This window comes from Streptomyces siamensis, assembly GCF_039543605.1.
In the GTDB taxonomy this organism is placed as follows: Bacteria; Actinomycetota; Actinomycetes; order Streptomycetales; family Streptomycetaceae; genus Streptomyces; species Streptomyces siamensis.
Map to the genome: position 1 here is coordinate 111,610 of NZ_BAABKB010000005.1, position 14,022 is coordinate 125,631.

The 14,022-nt window shown below is 73.5% G+C and carries 13 protein-coding genes; 6 read left to right on the forward strand and 7 right to left on the reverse strand.

Annotation, left to right across the window (positions count from 1 at the left end; translation table 11 throughout):
- Nucleotides 1–13 precede the first annotated feature (13 nt).
- Nucleotides 14–1,612 carry a FadD3 family acyl-CoA ligase gene (locus ABEB03_RS12290; protein ID WP_345646300.1) on the reverse strand — a complete coding sequence of 533 codons (1,599 nt, stop codon included), beginning with the start codon at nucleotides 1,610–1,612 and terminating at the stop codon, nucleotides 14–16.
- Between the two features lie 99 nt (nucleotides 1,613–1,711).
- On the opposite strand from ABEB03_RS12290, the gene ABEB03_RS12295 reads away from it, so the two are divergent.
- The 3 genes from ABEB03_RS12295 to ABEB03_RS12305 are packed head-to-tail and all read left to right on the forward strand — an operon-like array spanning nucleotide 1,712 to nucleotide 4,075.
- Entirely contained in the window at nucleotides 1,712–2,860 is a 1,149-nt protein-coding gene (locus tag ABEB03_RS12295) for a lipid-transfer protein (RefSeq protein ID WP_095935011.1), read from the forward strand.
- A gap of 13 nt (nucleotides 2,861–2,873) precedes the next feature.
- Entirely contained in the window at nucleotides 2,874–3,299 is a 426-nt protein-coding gene (locus ABEB03_RS12300; protein ID WP_345647001.1) for a Zn-ribbon domain-containing OB-fold protein, read from the forward strand.
- Nucleotides 3,296–4,075, forward strand: coding sequence for an enoyl-CoA hydratase/isomerase family protein (locus ABEB03_RS12305; protein ID WP_345646307.1), 780 nt, complete (start codon nucleotides 3,296–3,298; stop codon nucleotides 4,073–4,075). The genes ABEB03_RS12300 and ABEB03_RS12305 overlap by 4 nt, the downstream gene beginning before the upstream one ends.
- A gap of 136 nt (nucleotides 4,076–4,211) precedes the next feature.
- Here the strand turns inward: ABEB03_RS12305 and ABEB03_RS12310 are convergent, their stop codons facing one another.
- Together ABEB03_RS12310 and ABEB03_RS12315 are read right to left on the reverse strand one after the other, a co-directional pair.
- A complete protein-coding gene (locus tag ABEB03_RS12310; protein ID WP_345646310.1) occupies nucleotides 4,212–6,536 on the reverse strand; it encodes a serine/threonine-protein kinase in 2,325 nt (774 codons plus the stop codon).
- A 224-nt stretch (nucleotides 6,537–6,760) separates the two neighbouring features.
- Entirely contained in the window at nucleotides 6,761–7,477 is a 717-nt protein-coding gene (locus ABEB03_RS12315; RefSeq protein WP_345646312.1) for a VOC family protein, read from the reverse strand.
- A gap of 135 nt (nucleotides 7,478–7,612) precedes the next feature.
- Here ABEB03_RS12315 and ABEB03_RS12320 point away from each other — a divergent pair, with 135 nt between their 5' ends.
- Nucleotides 7,613–8,260 (forward strand): TetR family transcriptional regulator, encoded by a 648-nt coding sequence (locus ABEB03_RS12320; RefSeq protein ID WP_037765222.1) that lies wholly within the window; start codon nucleotides 7,613–7,615, stop codon nucleotides 8,258–8,260.
- Between the two features lie 109 nt (nucleotides 8,261–8,369).
- Here the strand turns inward: ABEB03_RS12320 and ABEB03_RS12325 are convergent, their stop codons facing one another.
- A complete protein-coding gene (locus tag ABEB03_RS12325) occupies nucleotides 8,370–8,822 on the reverse strand; it encodes an Lrp/AsnC family transcriptional regulator (RefSeq protein WP_095935015.1) in 453 nt (150 codons plus the stop codon).
- Nucleotides 8,823–8,904: 82 nt separating this feature from the next.
- On the opposite strand from ABEB03_RS12325, the gene ABEB03_RS12330 reads away from it, so the two are divergent.
- The gene (locus ABEB03_RS12330; RefSeq protein ID WP_028802776.1) at nucleotides 8,905–9,519 is read left to right on the forward strand and encodes a LysE family translocator; all 615 of its coding nucleotides are present in this window, start codon (nucleotides 8,905–8,907) and stop codon (nucleotides 9,517–9,519) included.
- 25 nt (nucleotides 9,520–9,544) lie between these two features.
- Here the strand turns inward: ABEB03_RS12330 and ABEB03_RS12335 are convergent, their stop codons facing one another.
- Nucleotides 9,545–10,096, reverse strand: coding sequence for a nitroreductase family deazaflavin-dependent oxidoreductase (locus tag ABEB03_RS12335; RefSeq protein WP_345646323.1), 552 nt, complete (start codon nucleotides 10,094–10,096; stop codon nucleotides 9,545–9,547).
- Nucleotides 10,093–11,307 (reverse strand): acyl-CoA dehydrogenase family protein, encoded by a 1,215-nt coding sequence (locus ABEB03_RS12340; protein ID WP_345646326.1) that lies wholly within the window; start codon nucleotides 11,305–11,307, stop codon nucleotides 10,093–10,095. Before ABEB03_RS12340 ends, ABEB03_RS12335 begins: the two co-directional genes overlap by 4 nt.
- 169 nt (nucleotides 11,308–11,476) lie before the next feature.
- Between ABEB03_RS12340 and ABEB03_RS12345 the strand changes: the two genes are divergently transcribed.
- Nucleotides 11,477–12,646 carry a thiolase C-terminal domain-containing protein gene (locus tag ABEB03_RS12345; protein WP_345646329.1) on the forward strand — a complete coding sequence of 390 codons (1,170 nt, stop codon included), beginning with the start codon at nucleotides 11,477–11,479 and terminating at the stop codon, nucleotides 12,644–12,646.
- 36 nt (nucleotides 12,647–12,682) lie between these two features.
- Here ABEB03_RS12345 and ABEB03_RS12350 read toward each other — a convergent pair whose 3' ends face one another.
- Entirely contained in the window at nucleotides 12,683–13,990 is a 1,308-nt protein-coding gene (locus tag ABEB03_RS12350) for a COG1361 family protein (RefSeq protein ID WP_345646332.1), read from the reverse strand.
- Nucleotides 13,991–14,022: the final 32 nt, after the last annotated feature.

Sequence of the window (14,022 nt, forward strand, 5' to 3'; positions counted from 1 at the left end):
GCCCGCCCGTCCGTCAGCGGCCCCGCAGCTCCCCCTTGACCACCTTCCCGCTCGCGTTGCGCGGCAGGTGGGCCACGAACTCCACCGCGCGGGGGACCTTGTAGTTGGCCATCTCTCGGCGGGACCAGGCGATGAGGTCGTCGGAGGTCAGGGTGGAGTCCGCGCGGCGGACCACGTAGGCCTTGCCCACCTCGCCGAGGCGGCCGTCGGGGACGCCGATCACGGCGACGTCCGCCACGTCCGGGTGCAGGCCGATCAGCTGCTCTATCTCCGCGGGGTACGCGTTGAAGCCGCCGACGATGAACATGTCCTTGATCCGGTCGGTGATGCGGAGGTTGCCCGCCTCGTCGAGGACGCCGACGTCCCCCGTGCGGAGCCAGCCGTCCGGGTCCAGGACCGCGGCGGTGGCCTCCGGGTCCTCGAAGTAGCCCTGCATGACGTTGAATCCGCGGACCAGGACCTCTCCGGGCGTGCCGGGGCCGACGGGGTCTCCCGCGGTGTCCACGACCCGCACCTCGCTGCCCGGGATGGCCCTGCCCGACGTGGCGGCGATCACCGGCGCGGCGTCCCCCCTGCGGCACATGGTGACGATGCCGCTGGCCTCGGAGAGACCGTAGGCCGTCAGCACGGTGTCGATCCGCAGCTCCGACTTCAGCCGTTCCACCAGGCGCAGCGGGACGACGGCCGCGCCCGTCACCACCAGGCGCAGGGCCGAGAGGTCGTGGGTGTCCCGGGACGGGTGGTCCAGCAGGGACTGGTGGAGGGTGGGCGGGCCCGGGAGGACGGAGATGCGCTCCGCGGCGATGTTCGCCAGCACGGTGTCCACGTCGAACACCGGCTGCGGGACCATGGTCGCGCCGCGCATCAGACAGGCGATGATCCCGGCCTTGTAGCCGAAGGTGTGGAAGAACGGGTTGACGATCAGATAGCGGTCGCCCTCGCGCAGGCCCGCGAGGTCGCTCCAGATCGCGTAGCCGCGCAGCGTCTGCGCATGGGTGATCAGCGCGCCCTTGGGGCGGCCGGTCGTGCCCGAGGTGAAGACGATGTCGGAGGGTGACGCGCCGGAGAGGGCATCCTCGCGCCGCCGTACGTCGTCCCGGCCCACGCCCTCACCCTCGGCCAGGAAGTCCTTCCAGGTGCGGAAGTCGGCGGGGGCGTCGTCCGCGAGGACCACCACCTGCTCCAGGTGCGGCAGGCCCGGGAGCGGACCGGATCCGGCGCCCTCCCCGACGGCACGGCGCAGCGACGCCACGTACGAGGTGCCCAGGAAGGTGCCCGTGACGAACAGCAGCTTCGCACGGCTCCGGGACAGGACGTAGGCCGCTTCCGCGCCCTTGAAGCGGGTGTTGAGGGGGACGAGGACGGCACCGGCGCCGACGGCGCCGAGGGCGGAGACGATCCAGTCGAGGGTGTTGGGCGCCCAGACGGCGACCCGGTCGCCCGGCTCCACCCCGTTCGCCATGCAGGCGGCCGTCGCGCGTTCGACGCGGGCGCCCAGTTCCTCGTACGAGACGCGCGTGCGGCCGTCGACGACCGCCTCGCGGTCCGCGAAGCGCTCCGCGGCCGACCGCACCAGTCCCGGGACGCTCGTCCACTCCAGGTCACCGCGCATCGCGTACCTCCCGCCCGCACACCACTAGCTGACTGTCCGTCAGATTAGCTGTAGCCTGACGCCCTGTCAGCAGCCGGGACCTTGTGCGGAGGTGCACCCATGCCGGGGATCAAGGACGCCACAGCCGTCGTCGGGATCGGGCAGACCCCCTTCGCCAAACACCTCCCGGAGTCCGAGAAAGCCCTGGCCTGCCGGGCGATCCTCGCCGCCCTCGACGACGCCGGCATCGCGGCCTCGGAGGTCGACGGGCTCGCCTCCTACACCATGGAGGAGACGGACGAGGTGGAGGTCGCCAAGGCGGTCGGCCTCGGTGACCTCACGTTCTTCAGCAAGGTCGGTTACGGCGGCGGCGGTTCCTGCGCCACCGTCGCGCACCTGGCCGCCGCCATCGCCGCCGGGCAGGCCACCGTCGGCGTCGCCTGGCGGTCGCGCAAACGCGGCTCCGGCCCCCGCCCCTGGAAGAACACCACCGTCCAGCTCCCCACCCCGGCGCAGTGGACCCGCCCGTTCGGACTCCTGCGCCCCGCCGACGAGATCGGCATGCTCGCCCGCCGGTACATGCACGAGTACGGCGCCACCCGCGACCACCTCTTCAACGTCGCCCTCGCCTGCCGCAACCGCGCCAACCAGAACCCCGCCGCGATCATGTACGAACGCCCGCTCACCCGCGAGATGTACATGACCTCCCGGTGGATCAGCGAACCGCTCTGCCTCTTCGACAACTGTCTGGAGACCGACGGCGCGCTGGCCTGCGTCCTGGTGTCCGCCGAACGCGCCCGCGACTGCCGCACCCGGCCCGTCTACGTCCACTCCGCCGCCCAGGGCCTGCCCGCCCAGCACCACGGGATGGTCAACTACTGGAACGACGACCCGCTCACCGGGCCCGCCTGGACGGCCGCCCGACACCTGTGGAAACACGCCGACTTCACCCCCGAGGACGTCGACGTGGCGCAGATCTACGACGCCTTCACCCCGCTCATACCGCTCTCCCTGGAGGGCTACGGATTCTGCGCGCGGGGCGAGGGCGCCGCGTTCACGGAGGGCGGCGCGCTGGAGATCGGCGGGCGGCTGCCGGTCAACACCGGCGGAGGCGGGCTCAGCGAGGCGTACGTGCACGGCTTCAACCTCATCAACGAAGGGGTGAAGCAGCTGCGCGGCACGAGCACCGCACAGGTACCCGGGGCCGCGACCTGCCTGGTCACCGCGGGGGAAGGCGTCCCGACCTCCGCCCTTCTGCTGAGGAGCTGAGATGTCCGACAGCCTGCTCTCCCCCGTGCCCGACGACGACGGCGCCCCCTTCTGGCAGTACGCCGCGCACGGCGAACTGCGCGTCCAGGCCTGCGCCGACTGCGACGAACTCCGCTTCCCGCCCCGGCCCTGCTGCCCGCACTGCCACTCCTTCGCGAGCGAATGGCGCAGGATGAGCGGCCGGGGGCGCGTGTGGTCGTACGTCGTCCCGCACCCCCCGCTGCTGCCCGCCTACGCCGAACAGGCGCCGTACAACGCGATCGTGGTGGAGCTCGCGGACGCTCCGCGGATCCGTCTCGTGGGCAATCTGGTGTCCGCCCCCGACGCCCCGCTGAACTCCGTCCCCGCGCAGCGGCTGCGGATCGGTGCGCGGGTGCAGGCGGTCTTCACCGAGGTCGACGGGGTGTCCGTGCCCCGCTGGGTCCTGGAGCGGCCGTGAGCGGCGGCGGACTGCGCGTCAGCGCCGACAAGGACACCGGTGTCGCCGTCGTCACCATCGACCGGCCCGCCCGGCTCAACGCCATCGACCTCGGCACCGCCGCCGAACTCTCGGCCGCCTGGCGGGACTTCCGCTACGACGACGGTGTGCGGGCCGTCGTCGTCACCGGCGCCGGGGAGCGGGCCTTCAGCACCGGGATCGACCGGGACGCGGCGGTGCCGCAGCCGGGCTCCCCGTTCATGGTGGACGACCCCCTCCTCACCATCGGGCCGAAGGCCAACGACCTGTGGAAGCCGGTGATCGCCGCCGTCAACGGGATGGCCTGCGGCGGCGCCTTCTACCTGCTGGGCGAGGCGGAGTTCGTGGTCGCGGACGAGACGGCGACCTTCTTCGACCCGCACACCACCTACGGGATGGTCAGCGCCTACGAGTCCGTCCACATGGCGCAGCGGATGCCGTTCGGCGAGGTGGCGCGGATGGCGCTGATGGGGACCGCCGAGCGGATCTCGGCGCGGCGGGCCCACGAGGTGGGCCTGGTGTCCGAACTCACCCCGCCCGGTGCCGCGCTGGACGCGGCCGTCGAGTGCGCCGCCGTCATCGCCTCGTATCCGCCCGAGGCCGTGCAGGGGACCGTACGGGCACTGTGGCTCGCCAAGGAGGCGGCCCGCGCGCAGGCCCTCGCGCACGCCCCGCAGCTCGTCTCGCTCGGCAATCTGCCGACGGAACGGCAGGCGGGGCTCTTCACCGGACGAAGGCCGGGGTTCCGGCTGCGCTAGCCCTTCTCCCGGGGGGAGTCGGCGTCGCGTGGCGGGGTTCCCGGACCGGGCGTAGCGTCTGCTGCGACGGCCGCCGTCCGGACTCCCTTCCGTGCCCGGCACGACGGCCGTCACCGACCGCCGGGCCCGGCGCGCGCTACGTCGTGCGGGCCGTGCCCGTCCCCTTCTCCGCGTCCAGGGCGTACACGCAGCGGTCCTTGCTGCAGGCGTAGACGACCCCGTCCCTGACCACCGGGGCGCCGGTGATCTCGCCGCCCGTGGCGAGCTTCCAGCGCAGCCGGCCGTCGTCGGCCTTCAGGGTGTACAGCAGATGGTCGGTGGAGCCGAAGTGGATCCGGCCCTCGGCCACCGCCGGGGCACCCACCAGGTCGCCGCCCGCCTGGAACCGCCACTTGGGCGTACCGGTGACGGCGTCGAGGGTGTACAGGCCCTTGCCGCTGCCGACGTGGACGTGGCCGGCGGCGACGAGCACCGGCTCGACGGAGGCCCGGGACTCGGTGGCGATACGCCAGCGGTCGCGGCCGTCGGTGGCGTCGAGGGCGTAGACCGTGCCGAGGTAGTCGGCGAGGTAGACGCCGCCTCCGGTGACCGCGGGGCCGGGGGCGAAGGTGGGCGGGCAGAGGAAGACCGCCGGGGCCTCGAAGTGCCAGCGGACGTGTCCGCCGGCCACGTCGACGGCGAGCACGCGGGTGCCGGCGCAGACGTACACGTAGCCGTCGGGGGCCTGGGTGATCCGGACCGGTACGCCGCCGCAGGAGGCCGCGTCGCCGACCGGGTAGGACCAGCGCTCCTCACCGGTGCGGGCCTCCAGGGCGCGCAGCCGCGCGTCCTTCCAGACGTAGACCGTGCCGTCGTGGAGGGCCGGTCCGGCCTCCGGGGACTCGAAGTCGGTCTGGGCGCCGGTGATCTCCCACAGCTTCTGGCCGCTGGACGCCTCCCAGGCCTGCACGCCGCCGCCGCGGGTGCCGGTGACGACGGTGCCCCGGTCCGCCTTGAGGGAGTACACCCAGGCGTCCGTCGACAGGCGCCACAGGTCGCCGCCCTCGCGGGCGTCGAGCGCGAACAGCGTGGGCCCGTCCGAGGCGTGGATACGGCCGTCGGCGACCGCCATGGACCAGGCCACGTCCCGGGTCTTGAACCGGCGGCGCCCGGTGGCCACGTCCAGCGCGTGGACCTCGAAGGAGGTGACGTAGACCAGGTCGTCGGCGACCGCGGGCGTCCCCCACACGTCGTTGGACATGCGGAAGCGCCAGGGCCGCCAGCCCGAGGCCGACTCGGCGGGCGGGGCCGGCGCCACGGTGGGCACGGGATCGGCGCCGTTCACCCCGGCGTGCGGCCGGGACCAGGACGCGGCCAGGCCCGCCTCCGGCGGCGGCGCCTTGACGGCGGCGGCACGGGCGTCGGCGACGCGCGGCCCGGGGCCGATGGGCACCTGGGCGCCCGCGAGGCGCACCGGACCGGTGTCGGGCGCCCCGACGGGCACGGGGGCGTGCGAGGGCGGCGCGGGCACGGCGGAGCGGCCCCCTGCGCTGCGTCCGCCGCCGGTGGCGGGCTTGGGGGCCGGACGACCCCCGCGGCGCGTCTCGATGAGGCCCACCGCCCGCTCGGGCAGCCAGGCCGACGCGGTACCGCTGTCGTCGGAGCCGGAGCCGAAGAGGTGGGGGGCCAGCTGGGCCTGGAGGTCGGCGGGGTTCGGGCGTGCCGTGGCCTCCATCTGCATGCAGGACTCGATGAGGGGGCGCAGTTCGTCGGGCAGCCCCTCCAGGTCCGGGCCCTCGCGCAGCAGCATGAAGACCGTCTCGACGGGGTTCGCGCCGTGGAAGGGGGCGTGGCCGGTGGCGGCGAACACGAGCATCGAGCCGAGCGAGAAGACGTCGCTCGCGCCGGTGACGCTGCGGGAGTCCTTGGCCTGCTCGGGCGACATGTAGGCGGGTGTGCCGACGGCGACGTTCGTCATGGTCAGGCGGGTGTTCGAGACGCCGGACGCGATGCCGAAGTCGATCACGCGCGGCCCGTCCTCGACGACCAGGACGTTGGAGGGCTTGAGGTCGCGGTGGACGAGACCCGCGCCGTGGATGGACTGGAGGGCCTCCGCGACGCCCGCCGCCAGCCAGCGCACCGCCTGGGCCGGGAGCGGCCCGCACTCGTTCACTATTTCTTCGAGGGAGGGCGCGGGCACGTAGGCCGTGGCCAGCCAGGGCACCGCGGCGCGCGCGTCGGCGTCCACGACGGCCGCCGTGTAGAAGCCGGACACGGCGCGGGCCGCCTCGACCTCGCGCGAGAAGCGGACCCGGAACAGCTGGTCCTCGGCGAGTTCCGTCCTGACCGTCTTGATCGCCACGCGCCGGCCGGACGCCGAGCGCGCGAGATAGACCAGCCCCATGCCGCCGGCACCGAGCCGCCCCAGCACCTCGAACGGCCCGATCCGCCGCGGATCGTGCTGCGTCAGCTGATCCACCACTTGCCTGCCACCTCCCCGTACGGGCCGCGCCGTCCACGTATGAACGCGACCCCCGTGCAGCGTCTCACCACCGCACCGCCGCGGCGGCACGCACCCCGATTCTTCCTGGCCGAGCCAAAGGTTGCGAACCAGGGGGCGAATCGGGGTGTCTCATGATGTATCAGGACAAAGGGGCAGGGTTTTCCGGTGGTGGACCGCCGCGCCACCCGCGACCGGTGGCCGATTCACCTCTCCAGTAGGGCGAAGGAGGCCCCCTGGTTGTCCGTGACCACCGCCACCCGCCCGTACGAGGTCTCGAAGGGCGCGGCCTGGACACGGCCGCCGAGCCGGCTCACCGTCCGCAGTGCCGCGTCGCAGTCCTCGACCCCGAAGTGGACGAGGAAGTGGGGTGGCATTTCGGCCGGGAAGACGTCGGAGACCGGGGCCCGGCCGAAATCGGGGGTGGCGTCGGGGCCGAAGAGGGCGTCGTGGAAGAGGGAGCCGTAGAACCGGTCGACGGTCGTGGTGTCCCGGGCGTACAGCTCGGCCCAGCAGAAGGAGCCGGGCTCGTGGCGCCGCCCGAAGCCGGGATGCGTGCCGGTCTGCCACAGGCCGAACACGGCGCCTTCCGGATCGGTCGCCAGAGCGGCGGTGCCCAGGGTGTCGACCGGCTCGGGGGCGGTGATGAGCCGCCCGCCCGCCTCCATGACCTGGCGGGAGAGCGCGATGACGTCCGGCGCCGCGAAGTAGATCGTCCACACGGTGGGCATCCGGCCGTCCCGCTTGGGCGTGAGGGCCGCGACGGCCTCGCCGCGGAGGCGGGCCCAGCCGGCCGGGCCGTACCCCTCGGCGAAGGTCCAGCCGAAGAGCTCGCCGTAGAAGCGCTTGCCCGCGCCCACGTCGGGGAGCTGCGCGTCGACCCAGCAGGGCACGCCCTCGGAGAAAACGGCTGATTCGGCCATGCGGCCAAGCTAACGGCCCTCCCCGCATCCCGCAGAGCGGGCGCGCCCACCCCCGTGAACTCCCGTGGCGGGCCCCCGCACCCCATTTGCAGTCGGCCGAATCGCGCTCCGATCACCCCTCGGTAAGCTGACGGCATGACAGGACAAGTGCGTACCGTCGACGGCCGCGTGGCCGGACGGCGTGGGCAGGCGACCCGGCAGAAGCTGCTCGACTGCCTCAGCGAGATGCTCAGCTCCTCGCCCTACCGGGACGTCAAAGTCATTGATGTCGCCCGGAAGGCGGGCACGTCGCCGGCGACCTTCTACCAGTACTTCCCGGACGTCGAAGGCGCCGTCCTGGAGATCGCCGAGCAAATGGCCGCGGAGGGCGCGGCGTTGACCCAGTTGCTCGAAGGACGTTCCTGGGTCGGCAAGGCCGGCTGGCAGACCGCCCAGGAGCTCGTGGACGGCTTCCTGGAGTTCTGGCGCAAGAACGACGCGATCCTGCGAGTCGTCGACCTCGGCGCCGCCGAGGGCGACAAGCGGTTCTACAAGATCCGCATGAAGATCCTGAACTCCGTGAACAACTCCCTTACGGACACGGTCACCGAGCTCCAGTCCAAGGGCAAGGTCGACAAGGACGTGAACCCGGCGGCGATGGCCGGCTCCCTCGTCGCCATGCTCGCGGCGGTGGCCTCGCACCAGAAGGGCTTCCAGTCCTGGGGCGTCAAGCAGGCCGAACTCAAGCCGAACCTGGCGCTGTTGGTGCACCTCGGCGTGACCGGGAAGAAGCCGACGAAGTAGCGTCTGCCCTTTTCTCGCTCAGATTTCCTGCTCAATTCCTGTCATGCGGGCGGCAGTCCACCGGTGTGGGCTGCCGCCCGCTGCGCTGTGCGCGCCCCTGTGCCGGGCGCTACGAGGGCAGCGGGCGGTCCGTGACGACGTGCTTCATCACGAGCGTCGACGTCAGCCGCTGCACGCCCGGCAGCGTCGCCAGCCGGTCGTCGTAGAGCCGCTGGAAGGCCGCGAGGTCGGCGGTCGCGACCCGCAGCAGGTAGTCCGGCTCCCCGAAGAGCCGCTGCGCGTCCAGGACGTGGGGGATGTCCGCCAGCGCCCGCTCGAAGTCGGCGACGGTGTCCCGGTCCTCCTGACGCATCGAGACGAAGACCAGCGCCTCGAAGGTGAGACCGACGGCGGCCGGGTCCACGACCGCGCGATAGCCCCGGATGGCGCCGGACCGCTCCAGCTCGCGCAGCCGCCGGTGGCAGGGCGAGACGCTCAGCCGCACCCGGGCGGCCAGCTCGGTGACGGTCAGCCGGCCGTCCTGCTGGAGCTCGGCAAGAATTTTCTGGTCCACGGCATCCATGAGGCAGATTCTTCCCTCAAAGGCGCGATCATGAGCAAACTTCGAAAACACCTTTGGGGCGATCGCGCCTAATGTCCCTCTTATGGATTGGGGACTGGTCACGGCGTTTCTGGCCGTGGATCTGCTGCTGGTGTGCGTGCCGGGCGCCGACTGGGCGTACGCGATCTCGGCGGGGCTGCGGGGCTCGGTGCTGCCCGCCGTCTCCGGGCTCGTCGCCGGATACGCACTGCACACACTGCTCGCGACGGCCGGGCTCGCGGTGCTGGTCGCGGGGTCGCCCGCGCTCCTCACCGGGCTGACGGTGGCGGGGGCGGGCTACCTGCTGTGGCTGGGCTGGGGCGTGCTGCGCAGGCCGGCGACGCCGGGAGCGGCCCAGGACGCCCCCGCGGCTCCGCCGCTGCGCACGTTTCTGCGCGGGTCCGCCATCAGCGGTCTCAACCCCAAGGGCCTGCTGCTCTACCTCTCCGTGCTGCCGCAGTTCCTGCGACCGGGCGGGGTTCCGGTGGCCGCGCAGACCGGCCTGCTCGGGGCCGTCCACATGGCCGCCTGCGCCGCCGTCTATCTCACCGTCGGCCTGCTGGCCCGTGCCGTGCTGCGGGCCCGCCCCGCCGCGGCGCGTGCGGTGGCCCGCACCTCCGGCGCCGCGATGCTCGGCATCGGCGGGTTCCTGCTGGTGGAGCGCCTGGCCACACTGTGACGCGGGGCCCCGCCGACGGGTGCGGTCAGCGCGCGGGCGGGCGGCGCTCGATCCGGAACAGCCGGATCTCCCGGTCGACCCGCGCCTGATAGGTGGCGTACGGCGGCCAGAACGTCAGCGCCGCCTTCCAGGCCGCGGCCCGCTCCTCCCCCGCCAGCAGACGGGCGGCCACGGGGATGTCCTCACCCTTCCAGCTGATCACGGCGTCGGGATGGGCGAGCAGGTTGGCCGTCCAGGCGGGGTGGCCTGCGCGGCCGAAGTTGGACCCGATGAGGAGCCACGTGTCGGGACCGGGCCCCTCCGGCATGCACGCCAGCGGAGTACGCCGCTCCAGCCCGCTCCGGGCGCCGCGCGCGGTGAGCACGACCCCGGGCAGCATCTGCGCGCTGAGCAGCACCTTGCCCCGGGTCAGCCGGTGCACGGCGCGGTCGAGGGCGGGCACCACGTGCGGCGCGACCCGGGCGAAGGCGCGGGTCGAGGACACCTTCTGCACCAGCCGGACGCCGGGGACCCGGCGCGGCCCCTGCCCCTGCCCCTGCCCCTGCCCCTGCCCCTGCCCCTGCCCCTGGGTCGTCATACCGCCACCTCCCCGCCGTCGAAGAGCCGTGCCGCGTCCGCCGCGTGCCCGCGCAGCCGGTGCACGGGCCCGAAGAGCAGCTCGTCGCCGGACGCCCGCTTGAAGTACAGGTGGGCGTCGTGCTCCCAGGTGAACCCGATGCCGCCGTGCAGCTGGATCCCCTCCGCCGCCGCGGTGCGCAGTGCTTCCAGGGCCTGCGCGAGGGCCAGGGGCCCCACCCGTTCCCCCTTCGCCGCGGCCCAGGCCGCGTAGTACGCCGCCGAGCGCGCCGCCTGCACCGCCACGTAGACGTCCGCGAGCCGGTGCTTGACCGCCTGGAACGATCCGATGGCCCGCCCGAACTGCTCCCGCTGCCGCACGTACTCGACGGTCCGTTCCAGGGCGCGGTCCGCGGCGCCCACGGCCTCGGCGGCCAGCACGGCGGCGGCCGTGTTCCCGACGGCGGCCAGCGCGCCCGGAACCCCGGAGCCGGCCGCGCCCCGCCGCTCGCTCCCGGTCTCGTCCCCGCCCAGCAACTCGGCCTCCACGTCCCGCAGTTCGACGCGGGCCTGCGGCCGGGTCTCGTCCAGCGTGGTCTGCCGCGCGCGGACGAGCCCTTCGGCCCCCGCCCGGACGAGGAACAGCAGCGTGCGCGAGCGGGCGAACCCGCCCGTGTGCGCGGCCACCACGAGCAGCCCCGCGCTGTGCCCGTCGAGCACCTGTGCCGCCTGCCCGTACAGGCGCCACACGCCGTCGGCCCGGCGCGCCTGCACCCCGCCGGCCCGGCCCCCGCCGGACCAGTCGCCCCGGTTGTCGCCCACCAGGCCGAGGGCCGTCGCCAGGGCCGTGCCCGGCACGGCGAGTGCGGCGGTCAGCTCACCGGAGGCGAGGCGGGGCAGCAGCGCCGTGCACTGCGCCTCGGTGCCGAGCGCGAGGACGAGCGGCGCGGCGAGCACCGCTGTCGCGAGCAGCGGGCCGGGGGTCAGCACCCGGCCCGACTCCTCACAGGCGAGGGCGAGTTCGGTCACCGAGCAGCCGACACCGCCGTACCGCTCGGGGAGGGCGAGTCCGGGCAGTCCCAGCTGCCGGCCGAACGCCTCCCAGAGCGCCGTGTCGTACCCGGCGGGTGTGCCCACGGCGGCCCGCAGCTCCTCCGGGCCGCAGCGTTTGTGCAGCAACTCCCTGAGCGTGCGGCGGATCTCGTCCTGTTCAGCGGTGAAGCTGGCGTCCATCGGCGGGCTCCTCCTGCGGCGGCCACGTGGCCTCACGGGACACGCGTATCCGACGGGCCCTGCATGAAAGACCCATCTGACGGCCCGTCATGTTAGGGCGGAGGGGGTCGAATGCACAGGCCCGCGACGACCTCCCTTTCCCGACCCGATCTGATGTACCGTCAGATTCATGACGCCAGGGAGCCGGAAAGTCGCCGTCGTCGGCGTGTCCCTCTCGGACTGCGGGCGCGTGGACGGCGTGACGCCGTACGCGCTGCACGCCCAGGCCGCACGACGGGCCCTCGCCGACGCGGGGCTGGACCGCGGGGCCGTCGACGGCTTCGCCTCCGCCGGCCTCGGCACGCTCGCCCCGGCCGAGGTGGCCGAATACCTCGGCCTGCGCCCGGACTGGGTCGACTCCACCTCGGTGGGCGGCTCCACCTGGGAGGTGATGGCCGCCCACGCCGCCGACGCGATCGCCGCAGGTCACGCCAACGCCGTCCTCCTCGTGTACGGCTCCACGGCACGCGCCGACATCAAGGCGGGCCGGCGCAGCGGGAACCTGTCGTTCGGGTCCCGCGGCCCGCTCCAGTTCGAGGTCCCGTACGGCCACACGCTCATCGCCAAGTACGCGATGGCCGCCCGCCGGCACATGCACACGTACGGCACGACGATCGAGCAGCTGGCGTCGGTGGCGGTGCAGGCGCGGGCGAACGCGGCGGCGAACCCGGAGGCGATGTTCCGGGACCCGATCACCGTCGACGAGGTACTGGACGGACCGCTCATCGCGGACCCGTTCACCAAGCTGCACTGCTGCCTGCGCTCCGACGGGGGCGCCGCGGTCCTGCTGGCCGCCGAGGAGTACGTACGCGACTGCCGCACGGCTCCGGTCTGGATCCTCGGCACCGGGGAGCACGTGTCGCACACCACCATGTCGCAGTGGGAGGACTTCACGGTCTCGCCCGCGGCGGTCAGCGGGCGGCACGCCTTCGCACGGGCGGGCGTCCGCCCCGAGGAGGTCGACCTCGCCGAGATCTACGACGCCTTCACCTACATGACGCTGGTGACGCTGGAGGACCTCGGGTTCTGCGCGAAGGGGGAGGGCGGCGCCTTCGTCGAGAAGGGCCGGCTGACCCTGTCCGGCGACCTTCCGGTGAACACGGACGGGGGCGGCCTGTCGGCCCAGCACCCCGGCATGCGCGGTCTGTTCCTGCTGGTGGAGGCGGTGCGACAGCTCCGGGGGGAGGCGGACGGGCGGCAGGTGCGCCGCCGGGACGGCACGTTGCCGCGGCTGGCCGTGGCCTCCGGCACCGGCGGCTGGTTCTGCTCCTCGGGCACGGTGGTGCTGGGGCGCGACTGAGCGGCCCGCCGTGTCCGGCCGGGGCCTGGCGCGCGATCAGGGTGCGACGGTGACCAGGGCCGAGTCGTCGGTGGGGTCCGGGTCCCGGCGGTCCGGCCGGCCGACGTCCGGCCCCTCGATGCTCCGCAGCGCGATCCTGCCCGTCCCGGGCTCCCCGAGGTGCAGGGTGAAGTCGAAGGCGCGGCTCTTCCCCGGCGCGAGCTCGCCGACGTCGCAGATGTACGTGGAGTCCTTCTCCTCGCAGTAGGGCTCGAAGTAGCCGTCGTCGACCTCCGCCATGGGCTGCTTCACCACACCGGAGCCGGGCGGGGGCTCGAACACCAGCCGGGCGGACCGGCCGGGATCGCCGGGCCCTTCGTTGTGGACGGTGAGACGCACCGTGCGCTCGTCCCCCGGGTCGCCGTGCACGGTGACGTCGGAGAGTTCGTAGTCGGCGCGGGTGTCGAGGCGGACCTCGGTGCTCACGATCCGCTGGGCGAACCTGCCGTGCCCGCCCCGGACGGTCTCGGCCCGCAGGGCCGGCCCGTCACCCGGATCGCCGCCCTTGGGATAGCTGCCGTACTGGCCCGGTCCCATGTCCAGAGCCCAGGCCTCCTGGGTGAAGTAGCCGTACATGGACGCGGCCGAGGCACGCATGCGCAGCGCCGGGCGCAGGACGACGGTCTCGCCGGGGGCGATGCGCAGCCGGGGGAACCGGCAGACCGCGGTGTGCCCGTGATGGGTCTCCGGATAGCGGCAGTTGGAGTAATGCCGCGTGAACTCCTGTGTTCCGGAGCCGATTTCGAGCCCGAGTCCGACGACCGGCACCTCGCCGGCGTTGTGCACGACGACCGGCGCGCTGATCTCGGCACCCGGGCGGACGTCCTCCAGCGGCGCGGCGGTGCGCACCTCGACCACGGGCTCCCCGACCACCACCCGGGTGCGGGCGGAGAGTTCCTTCCCGTCCTTCGTCGTGTAGGTGACCCGGACGGTCCCGGTGTCGCCGGGCCCGCTGCCCTCGGCGGCGACCGGCAGGACGCGTTCGCCGTTCACCCAGTTGTTGTAGGAGGAGTCCACGTCACAGGTGACGTGCAGGGTGTCGCCCGAGCAGTGCCCGTGCCTGCGCAGCCGGACCGCGTGCTCGGAGCCGGGCAGGACGTCCACGGTCAGCCGGCGGGCGCCCGCTCCCGTGTCGTTCCCGACCGTCACGTGGTACGGCTCCTTGTCCTCCGGGCCGGACCGGTCGCCGGTGGGGCGCACGTAGAAGAGGCCGGGCGCCGAGAGCGTCGGCTTCGGGGGCTTCTCCAGGGGGCCGCACCCGGCGAGCCCCAGCAGCAGGGTGCCGCCGAGGGCGGCGGCGCTCACGCGCCTCACCGGACGGCCCGGCCGTCCGGGCG

Bases quoted from the DNA above. Each gene is read 5' to 3' on its own strand.
- ABEB03_RS12315 (WP_345646312.1), bottom strand. From the start codon at position 7,477: ATGGCCGAATCAGCCGTTTTCTCCGAGGGCGTGCCCTGCTGGGTCGAC.
- ABEB03_RS12340 (WP_345646326.1), bottom strand. From the start codon at position 11,307: ATGGACGCCAGCTTCACCGCTGAACAGGACGAGATCCGCCGCACGCTC.
- ABEB03_RS12345 (WP_345646329.1), top strand. From the start codon at position 11,477: ATGACGCCAGGGAGCCGGAAAGTCGCCGTCGTCGGCGTGTCCCTCTCG.
- ABEB03_RS12290 (WP_345646300.1), bottom strand. From the start codon at position 1,612: ATGCGCGGTGACCTGGAGTGGACGAGCGTCCCGGGACTGGTGCGGTCG.
- ABEB03_RS12295 (WP_095935011.1), top strand. From the start codon at position 1,712: ATGCCGGGGATCAAGGACGCCACAGCCGTCGTCGGGATCGGGCAGACC.
- ABEB03_RS12335 (WP_345646323.1), bottom strand. From the start codon at position 10,096: ATGACGACCCAGGGGCAGGGGCAGGGGCAGGGGCAGGGGCAGGGGCAG.
- ABEB03_RS12330 (WP_028802776.1), top strand. From the start codon at position 8,905: ATGGATTGGGGACTGGTCACGGCGTTTCTGGCCGTGGATCTGCTGCTG.
- ABEB03_RS12320 (WP_037765222.1), top strand. From the start codon at position 7,613: ATGACAGGACAAGTGCGTACCGTCGACGGCCGCGTGGCCGGACGGCGT.
- ABEB03_RS12325 (WP_095935015.1), bottom strand. From the start codon at position 8,822: ATGGATGCCGTGGACCAGAAAATTCTTGCCGAGCTCCAGCAGGACGGC.